This is a genomic window from Winogradskyella sp. MH6, assembly GCF_022810765.1.
Lineage (GTDB): Bacteria > Bacteroidota > Bacteroidia > Flavobacteriales > Flavobacteriaceae > Winogradskyella.
In genome coordinates this window covers 1,322,401-1,332,117 of record NZ_CP094494.1, presented here as the reverse complement: position 1 = coordinate 1,332,117, position 9,717 = coordinate 1,322,401, and the positions used below count along the sequence as shown (strand labels likewise).

8 protein-coding genes are annotated in these 9,717 nt (G+C 34.8%); 6 read left to right on the top strand and 2 right to left on the bottom strand.

Translation table 11 applies throughout. From position 1 onward, the window contains the following. Window positions 1-5: 5 nt before the first annotated feature. A complete protein-coding gene (locus tag MST30_RS05970; RefSeq protein ID WP_243473471.1) occupies window positions 6-1,079 on the top strand; it encodes an SEL1-like repeat protein in 1,074 nt (357 codons plus the stop codon). Between the two features lie 37 nt (window positions 1,080-1,116). Here the strand turns inward: MST30_RS05970 and rsmI are convergent, their stop codons facing one another. After that, complete coding sequence (rsmI, locus tag MST30_RS05965) at window positions 1,117-1,785, bottom strand: 16S rRNA (cytidine(1402)-2'-O)-methyltransferase (protein WP_243473470.1); 669 nt, start codon at window positions 1,783-1,785, stop codon at window positions 1,117-1,119. Window positions 1,786-1,876: 91 nt separating this feature from the next. On the opposite strand from rsmI, the gene MST30_RS05960 reads away from it, so the two are divergent. Beyond that, the gene (locus MST30_RS05960) at window positions 1,877-5,290 is read left to right on the top strand and encodes a DUF7933 domain-containing protein (protein WP_243473469.1); all 3,414 of its coding nucleotides are present in this window, start codon (window positions 1,877-1,879) and stop codon (window positions 5,288-5,290) included. Here the strand turns inward: MST30_RS05960 and MST30_RS05955 are convergent. Next, window positions 5,287-6,033, bottom strand: coding sequence for a DUF8457 domain-containing protein (locus MST30_RS05955; protein ID WP_243473468.1), 747 nt, complete (start codon window positions 6,031-6,033; stop codon window positions 5,287-5,289). The genes MST30_RS05960 and MST30_RS05955 overlap by 4 nt on opposite strands. 171 nt (window positions 6,034-6,204) lie before the next feature. Between MST30_RS05955 and MST30_RS05950 the strand changes: the two genes are divergently transcribed. From MST30_RS05950 to MST30_RS05935, 4 genes are all read left to right on the top strand, one after another. Beyond that, on the top strand, window positions 6,205-6,861 hold the full coding sequence (locus MST30_RS05950) for a thymidine kinase (protein ID WP_243473467.1): 657 nt from the start codon (window positions 6,205-6,207) through the stop codon (window positions 6,859-6,861). Next, window positions 6,845-7,954 (top strand): alanine racemase, encoded by a 1,110-nt coding sequence (gene alr, locus MST30_RS05945; protein WP_243473466.1) that lies wholly within the window; start codon window positions 6,845-6,847, stop codon window positions 7,952-7,954. Before MST30_RS05950 ends, alr begins: the two co-directional genes overlap by 17 nt. 81 nt (window positions 7,955-8,035) lie before the next feature. Then, on the top strand, window positions 8,036-8,437 hold the full coding sequence (mscL, locus tag MST30_RS05940) for a large-conductance mechanosensitive channel protein MscL (RefSeq protein WP_243473465.1): 402 nt from the start codon (window positions 8,036-8,038) through the stop codon (window positions 8,435-8,437). Window positions 8,438-8,642: 205 nt separating this feature from the next. Then, window positions 8,643-9,632 (top strand): aspartate-semialdehyde dehydrogenase, encoded by a 990-nt coding sequence (locus MST30_RS05935; RefSeq protein ID WP_243473464.1) that lies wholly within the window; start codon window positions 8,643-8,645, stop codon window positions 9,630-9,632. The last annotated feature ends 85 nt before the right edge of the window (window positions 9,633-9,717 follow it).

Genomic DNA, 9,717 nt, shown 5'->3' with positions numbered 1-9,717 from the left:
TATTTATGAAACTTATTTCATCTTTTTTAACCTTACTTTTCCTATTTCTTTCAGTTTACACTATAAACGCACAAGAAACTAATAGTGTCGCCTCAAAACTTACAGACTCATTATCTGCTAATGGTTATTATCAATCTGGAAATGACTATTATAAAGGAAATGGAGTCAATCAATCCAATGAAAAAGCTTTTTTGTTCTTTAAGAAAGCTGCCGAAATGGGAAACTCAAGAGGACAATATGCTATAGGCTATATGTATGCAGAAGGCATTTATGTTCAACAAAACTACACCAAAGCACTTGAATGGTTCAAAAAATCAGAAGCTCAAAACAACATCAAAGCATTAAACTATCTAGCCCATATGTACCTTAACGGAATAGGAGTCGATCAAAATGATAACATAGCTTTTACTTACTTAAAAAAACTTTCTGATCTTGGTAATGTTCAAGCCATGTATAATGTTGGTTTAATGTATAAACTTGGAAAAGGCGTTGATGAAAATCTTGATAAAGCCATCTCAATTTTAATAACTGTAGCTAAAGGTGATTTAAGCTCTTTTAACAAAAAAGATGAGTTGTATTCTCATATATTTCGTTCAAGTATTTTTAAAGAAAACACTAGAAAATATGTTTTTGATTTTATTGATTACATGAAACTGAACAAACCCAATGAAATAGATTCAAATTTTACTCTGTTTGAATCTGAATTTTATTACAACCTAGGCCTTATAGAAAACAATAAAGAAAATTATGTAGAGGCAACAAAGCTTTATAAAAAGGCAATCGACACATACCCTGAAAATGAAAATGCAAATTTCAATATGGCAACTTTGATGGTAAGCCTAGACCAAATTATTGTTGAAGAAATGAACAATTTAGGAACAACAGAATCTGATGATTTAGAATACGAAAAGCTAAAGCTTAAGAGAAAAAAATTATTAGAATCCGCTATACCATACTATGAAAAAGTTATGAGTATAAATGGAAATTTAAAAAAAGATGCTATAAACTCCCTCATTAATATATATAGTGCTTTAAAGGATAGCGATAAAGTAAATGAAATGAAAAAGTTATTGGATTAGATTTTACACTAATATCCTCCAATCTAAATCACAATTTCTATTTCTTCCCACCAACCACAACAACAATCTCACCTTTTGGCGGCTTATTGGTGTAATGTTCTAAAACTTCCTTAGCTGTTCCTCTCACAGTTTCTTCATAAAGTTTGGTAAGCTCTCTGGATACGGAAACTGGTCTGTCTTCGCCAAAATACTCACAAAAATGTCCTAAAGTCTTAACTAACTTATGTGGACTTTCGTAAAAAATCATGGTTCGGGTTTCTTCTGCTAAAAGTAACAGTCTAGTTTGGCGACCTTTTTTAACAGGTAAAAAGCCTTCAAACACAAACTTATCATTTGGTAAACCACTATTTACCAATGCTGGCACAAAGGCTGTAGCGCCTGGCAAACATTCAACTTCAATATTGTTTTCTACACAGGCTCTAACTAATAAAAACCCTGGGTCGGAAATCGCAGGTGTACCAGCGTCACTAATCACAGCAATTGTCATTCCCGATTTTAGTTTCTCGATTAAGTGATCCACCGTTTTATGCTCATTGTGCATATGGTGGCTTTGCATATGTGTGGAAATCTCAAAATGCTTTAAAAGCTTTCCTGAAGTTCTGGTATCTTCAGCAAGTATTAAATCTGCTTCTTTTAAAACTTCAATCGCTCTAAAAGTGATATCCTTAAGGTTTCCTATAGGTGTTGGTACTAGGTAAAGTTTCATGTATCATAAATCTTAATCTCAAATTTACAATCTTTTGTATATCTTAACGCAACCATTTGTAAGAATCTACATCTAGATATAAAACCAACTTGTGAAAAAACGGCTTTGTCTTTTATTAATACTTTTATATAGTTCCTCCTTCTTATTTAGTCAAACCACAGATTTATCAATAAACATAGAGGTCCAAGACCTAAGTGGTACAGCCATTTCTCAGGTAGATGTTTATGAGGATTTTCAATATTTAATTACGCTTTCAAATTCTGGTAATGCCATTAACAACGCCTCTATTTCAGTAGATTTTGATGATGATATTACCATACTCTCAACAAGTTCCCAGAATAATATTAATGGTGCCTCTGATGTTTCAGGCATTTCTATTACCGCAAATGTATTAACAGCTACAGTAGCAAATATGCCAAATAACTCTAGCGTAGAGTTCCTGGTATTGGTCTCTGCTCCTACCAACTTGGGTGGTATTGCTGTTAATGGTACTATAAGTCCTCCTGCTGGAACAACCGACACTAATACCAGTAATAACCAATCTATTATTTCTATAGATGTGTTAGATATTGTTATTGATTTTGAAGTGACACACACTCAAGTTTCACCAACTCCCGGAACACCTGTTGGTGCTTGGGGTGACGAAGCAACTTATCAATTCACTATAACTAATAATAGTGCTATAGACTTTCCTGTTGAAGTTATTAGAGGTCGATTAATTTTAACGTCACTCCTTGGAAATGGTCAACCATTTGCAGAATTTATTTCTATAGAATGTATAGACTCAACCAACGGCACACTTTGTCCAGATTTAAGCACTATTGCTGGTTCTTCTAGTAGCATTACCACTTCTAACGTCTCTACCGCACCTTCAATCTTTACGTTTAATGATGGTTTTGAAATTACATCTGGCGGCAGTATTACTTTTGAGATGGCTTATCGCTACACCAACTTTACATGTTCATCTGACCCAATGCCCATTATGGTCGACAGCTTTATTGAAATTGCCTTAAATCATGCTAATGTATCATCAAATCTATCCAACTTTGTAGAAACTGTTCTTCCAAATGCAGACCAGTGTCCTACAACAGATGCATGCATTGAAACCCAAATTATTGATCCTACAGATACTACAGATATAGATTATAATGAAGAAGTTACTTTTGAAACAACAGTTTGTAATAATGGCCCTTCTGAAGCTCCTTTGTTTTTCTTCATTCAAAACTTATCGGCTAATGTCGATTGGGATATAATTTCGGTAAATTGTATAACAACTACCGGACCTGTTACTTGTGGAGATTTTACAATTTCTGATAATGGCCAATTATGGGTAAGCAGTGAATTTGTACTACAGCCCAATACTACCATAACCATTGAGACGGTAGTGGTTTTCCTAGAGCCTCCATGCAACCCATTTCCAACTCAAATTGACGCTACAATTAAAAGTCAGATAGTACTCCTGCCAACTCAAACTATAGATACAAACACTGACAACAATTATTACTATAACTACATAACACTTCCTACTGAGGAACCTTGTGATACTGAAGATATTTCTGACATACAAGTTACAAAAACTCAAATTTTTCCAGAATTACCTATTGGAAGTTCACAAACAAATACTGCAGAATGGGGAGAAATAACCTATGAAATTACTGTGACCAATGATGGCAATACTGATGAGCCTATACAAGTGCAAGACCACATGCCTGTTCCATTGGCTGGTGATGTCCCTATTACTGGAACTCTAGTTAGTGTGGAATGTTCAGGAACGACTGGTACAGCCTCTTGTTTCACAATTGCAAATGCTAATATCGGTGTTACTTTTGATGGAGCAACCGAAGACGGAAGCTTCGACACCTTTTGGGAGATTTTACCTGAAGATAATTGGATACTTCCGGCAAATAGTTCGGTATCATTTACCGTTACCGTAGATTGGCAGCCAGAATGTTCTACACAACCTATGATTGGCACAAACTATGTGAGAGTAAATTATGTAAATAATGTTCCTGAGACTAATCTTGGTAACAATACTGCATTTGTAGAAACATACTTTGCTCCTTGTATAGATTTAGTAGTGCAGACTTATCCTGAATTTGCCCAAGTAGATACTGGAGAGCCTTTTGATTGGATTGTAGACATAAGTAACAGTACCACAAGTTCTAGTGCTATAGATATACAATTTGAAAACATTTTAGATAACGCGTTTACAATTTCCGGTAGTCCAGCTTGTAGTATAACTTCTGGCAGTGCAACCTGTATTTCTACATTTAATATCAGCGGAAATACAATAACCGGAGTAATTCCTTCAATGGAAGCTGGCTCAACAATCAGAGTGACGATTCCTGTAACAGCACCTAATTATGGAGGCGGATTTAACAACATTGCAGAAGCTTTTCCAAATGCTGCCGACAATGAAGAATTAACTCCAGAAACTAATATTTCAGTTAATAGTGTTCAGGTGGTATCTCCTGTACTTGATAAACTATTTTTTCCAGATACAATTTTTGAAGGCGACGAAAGTGAATTGATTTTTTCAGTCTATAATATTGCATCCAACCCAACTCAAAACGGTATAGCCTTTACCGATAATTTACCAACTGGAGTTACTTTAACCTCATCTCCTGTTTGGATTGATGCTAATGGATGTACAGCCACATTTAGTGGTGTTGCTGGAGACACTTTTGTAGGGATTACTGACTTAACTTTTCCGAGTGGAGTTGAAAGTTGTACGTTTTCGGTAATGGTAACCTCAGATGTTGCTGGCACATATCTTAATGATTTTCAAAATATGAGCGACACAAATAATTTAGATGCTTCGCAAGTAAGTGCAACGTTAAATGTTATTGTTGATCCTTCAAATGTAGATATCGAAATCTTAAAATCTGTAGAGCCATCCGAAGCTATCGTTGGCCAAGAAGTAACGTTTACTATTACAGCTACAAATATTGGTACAACACAGGCAACAGGTGTTCAGGTTCTAGATGCGCTTCCTGTTGGATACGAATACATTTCTGCCACAACAAGCTCTGGTATTTTTGATGATAGCTCTTTGTCTTGGTCTATTCCTGTTTTAGAACCTAATCAATCTGAAACTTTACAAATCAATGTGTTAGTGGTGGCTTCAACCGATTTGTTGAATGTTGCTTTTCTTAACACTTTAAATGAAGTTGATAGAGACGACTCTAACAATGAAGATGATGCCATTGTAGAAATATCTAATTGCTTATCTATTCCTGAAGGAATTTCTCCTAATGGGGACTTAGAAAACGACTTTTTGGTCATTCCTTGTATTGAGCGTTTTCCTGATAATACAATTAAAATCTACAATCGCTATGGCACATTAATCTATGAAACCAATAATTATGATAACTCATGGGATGGTAGGGCAAACAGAGGCATACCTAAATCGTCTGGCTTACTGCCTGTTGGTACCTATTTCTATATTTTAGAGATTAATGGAATTGCAAAACCTCTACAAGGGTATGTGTATTTGAATTACTAGCTAAATTTACCTTCAACAATTTCAATAAAGCGCTCTTCGTAGTCTTCCTTGCCTTCCCAATTATTATAATCTGGTTTTACCATATCATAAATAAGGGTTCTAGCCTCCGCAAGAGAATCTGAAGTGTTTATCTGGGAAATAACACGGTCGTAATCTTCATTTTTACCTTCAAAAAGATGCTTTATAAAGGCTAATTTATCATTCAATCCTATTTGAAGTCCGTTGCCTTTTAATTTATCATTCAATGATTTTTTAGCTTGCTCTGCTTCACGTTTTTGAGCTTCTTCAATAGGTTCAAATTCTGGGATATCAGCAAAATCTGAGCTTATGGTTTCAAATTCAATGGTGGTTGGCTTTTCATTTGTGACGGCTTCTTCTACCATAACATCTACCTGTTCGCTTTCGTCTGGCATTTGGGCCACCATATCCTTAATTTTTTCCATTAGAGGCTCTGTAATTTGGTCGTCCTCAACCTCGTCTACATTAACATAGGTTTTATTTCCAATTTCAATATTATCGCTTACAGTATTATTAAACGCGGCATCTAGCATACCAAAAAATGAAGAATCATTACCAATGGTTGGCATATCGTCTTCAAAATTTTCTTGTGCAAATTTTAAGACCGTTAGCTTTTCATATAGTTTGGTAACCTCCTCATGCATTCTATCGACATCTTCTCTACCTTTTAATTTTAGAATCCTATGTGCAATGCTGATTAATTCTGATTCTAACTTCTTTTTCATGTGATCTAAGTTTATTGTTTAGTAAAGTCACACAGAACATCTTTAAACTATACTATTCTTGTTTAAAAATAAATAGCAGATGTTTCATCTTAATTACTTTTGATTTTTAATATTTTTGATTGACCTTTATACAAACGAAAATTGACTACGTTTTAGTGCTAAAATTACGAAATGTTTCTTGAAAATACGGTAAATCATAAAGAACAATTTGGGTGGATTGAGGTGATATGTGGATCAATGTTCTCTGGTAAAACCGAAGAACTGATTCGCAGGTTAAAACGCGCCCAATTTGCCAGACAAAAAGTTGAAATTTTTAAACCTGCTGTAGATGTGAGGTATGATGATGAAATGGTGGTTTCTCACGATTCTAACGAAATTCGCTCTACTCCTGTACCAGCTGCAGCCAACATTCCTATTTTAGCAGATGGTTGTGATGTTGTTGGTATTGACGAAGCTCAGTTTTTTGATGATGAAATTGTGAGAGTATGCAACGATTTGGCAAACAAAGGCATTCGTGTTATCGTCGCTGGTTTAGATATGGATTTTAAAGGCAATCCTTTTGGGCCAATGCCATATCTTATGGCAACCGCAGAGTATGTTACAAAAGTGCACGCTATCTGTACAAGAACAGGAAACCTGGCGCAATACAGTTATAGAAAAGCACAAAGTGATGATTTGGTTTTGCTTGGGGAAGTAGAAGAATACGAACCTTTGAGTCGTGCCGCTTTTTACAAATCCATGCTTAGAGATAAAGTAAGACAGATGAAAGTGAAAGATGCTGAAGAAATCAATCCTAAAGAAAAAAAATCGGATGCCAAAAGCGAATGAAACGGTCTTGGAAATTGATTTAGGTGCCTTAACACATAACTTCAATTATTTAAAATCTAAACTTAAACCCAACACCAAATTTCTGGCTGTTGTAAAAGCCTTTGCTTATGGTAGTGATTCTGTTGTTATAGCTAAACATTTGGAAACCCTCAATATAGACTACTTTGCTGTAGCTTATGCTAAAGAAGGTGTTTTACTAAGAGATGCTGGCGTTACAACACCTATCTTGGTACTTCACCCTCAGCCTGTTAATTTTAAAACGATAATAGAGCGCTGTTTGGAGCCTAGCATTTATAGTTCTAGAATTTTAGATGAGTTTATAAACGTTGCAGAGACTGAGTCTCAAAAAGACTATCCTGTACACATTAAATTCAATACAGGTTTAAACCGCCTTGGTTTTTGGGAAAATGATGTAGACAGCATAATTACCAAATTAAATAAAACCAAATCTGTAAAAGTGAAATCCCTTTTTTCACATTTAGCTGCCAGTGAGGATAAAAATGAAATTGAATTCACCCAAAATCAAATAGCAAGTTTTCAATCTATTGCTAAAGATTTTAAATCTAAATTAGATTATAACCCTTGGTTGCACTTATGCAACACTTCTGGTATTATAAACTATCCTGAAGGACATTTAGATATGGTTCGTAGTGGTATTGGGCTTTACGGTTTTGGAAACTCAACCATAGAAGACCAAAAGCTAAAACCAATTGCAAGTTTAAAGTCTGTAATATCACAAATTCATACTATTGAAAAAGGAGAAACCGTAGGTTATAACAGAGCATATCTAGCACAAGATTTTGAAAAAACAGCCACCATCCCAATTGGTCATGCCGATGGTATAACAAGGGTTTATGGTAAAGGCAAAGGTTTTGTTTTTATCAATGGTAAAAAAGCACCTATAATTGGCAATGTTTGTATGGACATGATAATGGTTAACATTACAGGTATTGATTGTAAAGAGGGTGACGAAGTTGTAATATTCGACGGTATACATAAGGCTTCCAATCTTGCGGAATCTTCTGGCACGATTTCTTATGAAATCATCACCGCAATCTCTCAGCGTGTTAAAAGAATTATTATCTCAGATTAGTATTTTTTTAACAAATTGTGACTTTTTTACTTATTTTAGTATCTCAATAACATATATACTAACTATTTAAAACACCAAATTATGTTAAAAGAATTTAAGGAATTTGCAATGAAGGGCAACCTTGTAGACATTGCTGTTGGTTTTGTAATGGGTGCTGCTTTCAATAAAGTGGTTGCATCATTCACTGGTGGAATTGTGTCACCATTAATAGGTCTAATTTTCAACTCAGATTTTAAAGACTTAAGATATAAATTACAGGAAGGAACTCAAAACGACGCAGGAGAAATGGTAGGAGAAGTATGGTTAGAGTATGGTACATTTTTAACTAATGTTATTGACTTTATAATCGTTGCATTTGTGATGTTTATGGTTGTAAAAGGAGTTAACAAAATGAAGAAGAAAGAAGAACCAGCTCCAGAACCACCAGCAGGGCCATCTGAAATCGATTTATTAATGGAAATCAGAGATTCTTTAAAGAAATAATAAGTTTTAGCTTTACCGCTACACTACATTTTATTAACCAAACCCAGACATTAAAGTCTGGGTTTTTCTTTTTAAAAAAGCCACACTGTTAAATAATTAACACTTTGTTTTTTATTGTTAAAAGGCTTTATTTAATTGAAAGTACGGTCTTTTTTTTACGTAATTTTGCACGAAATTTATTTTAATTCTTTTTAAAAATTAACAGATGAAAATAGCTGTAGTAGGTGCAACTGGCTTAGTAGGTAGCGTAATGTTAAACGTTCTTGAAGAACGTAATTTCCCAATTGACGAATTGCTTTTAGTAGCATCTGAGCGTTCTGTTGGAAAAAAAATGGAATTCAAAGGAAAGACGTATGAGGTTATAAGCATTCCTGCTGCGATTGAAAAACGTCCTGATATAGCATTATTTTCAGCTGGCGGAAGCACATCTTTAGAGTGGGCTCCAAAATTTGCAGAAGTTGGCACTACAGTTATAGACAATTCTTCGGCTTGGAGAATGGATTTATCAAAAAAGCTCGTTGTTCCTGAAATTAATGCTGGTCAACTAACCAAAGAAGATAAAATTATTGCCAACCCAAATTGTTCTACCATACAAATGGTAATGGCATTAGCTCCACTTCATCATAAATATAAAATAAAGCGTATTGTTGTGTCTACCTACCAATCTGTTTCTGGTACTGGTGTAAAAGCAGTAGAGCAATTAGAAAACGAAATAGCTGGCAAAAAAGGAGACATGGCTTACCACTATCCTATTCACAAAAATGCCATACCACATTGCGATGTTTTTGAAGACAATGGCTATACCAAAGAAGAAATGAAATTGGTTAGAGAAACTCAAAAAATTCTTGATGACAAAAGTATTGCCGTAACCGCTACAGCGGTAAGAATACCAACTGCAGGAGGACATAGTGAAGCTGTAAATGTAGAGTTTGAAAATGATTTTGATTTAACCGAAGTGAGACAGCTCCTTAACGATACAGATGGTGTTACCGTACAAGACAACTTAGATGTTAATGTATACCCAATGCCAATGTATGCCAACGGAAAAGATGATGTTTTTGTGGGCAGAATAAGAAGAGATGGCTCACAACCCAACACACTAAACCTTTGGGTGGTTAGTGATAATCTTAGAAAAGGCGCCGCAACAAATACTGTTCAAATTGCAGAATACCTTGTAAAAAACAGTCTGGTATAGGTATTTCATAATTTTTTAGAGTAGCACTAAATTTTGTATCTTTCATCTCATATCTCTAAAGAGATATTAGAGGATTATTTATGTC

Coding starts and splice junctions, on each gene's coding strand:
- mscL (WP_243473465.1), top strand. CDS start 8,036: ATGTTAAAAGAATTTAAGGAATTTGCAATGAAGGGCAACCTTGTAGAC.
- MST30_RS05950 (WP_243473467.1), top strand. CDS start 6,205: ATGTTTCTTGAAAATACGGTAAATCATAAAGAACAATTTGGGTGGATT.
- rsmI (WP_243473470.1), bottom strand. CDS start 1,785: ATGAAACTTTACCTAGTACCAACACCTATAGGAAACCTTAAGGATATC.
- MST30_RS05970 (WP_243473471.1), top strand. CDS start 6: ATGAAACTTATTTCATCTTTTTTAACCTTACTTTTCCTATTTCTTTCA.
- alr (WP_243473466.1), top strand. CDS start 6,845: ATGCCAAAAGCGAATGAAACGGTCTTGGAAATTGATTTAGGTGCCTTA.
- MST30_RS05935 (WP_243473464.1), top strand. CDS start 8,643: ATGAAAATAGCTGTAGTAGGTGCAACTGGCTTAGTAGGTAGCGTAATG.
- MST30_RS05955 (WP_243473468.1), bottom strand. CDS start 6,033: ATGAAAAAGAAGTTAGAATCAGAATTAATCAGCATTGCACATAGGATT.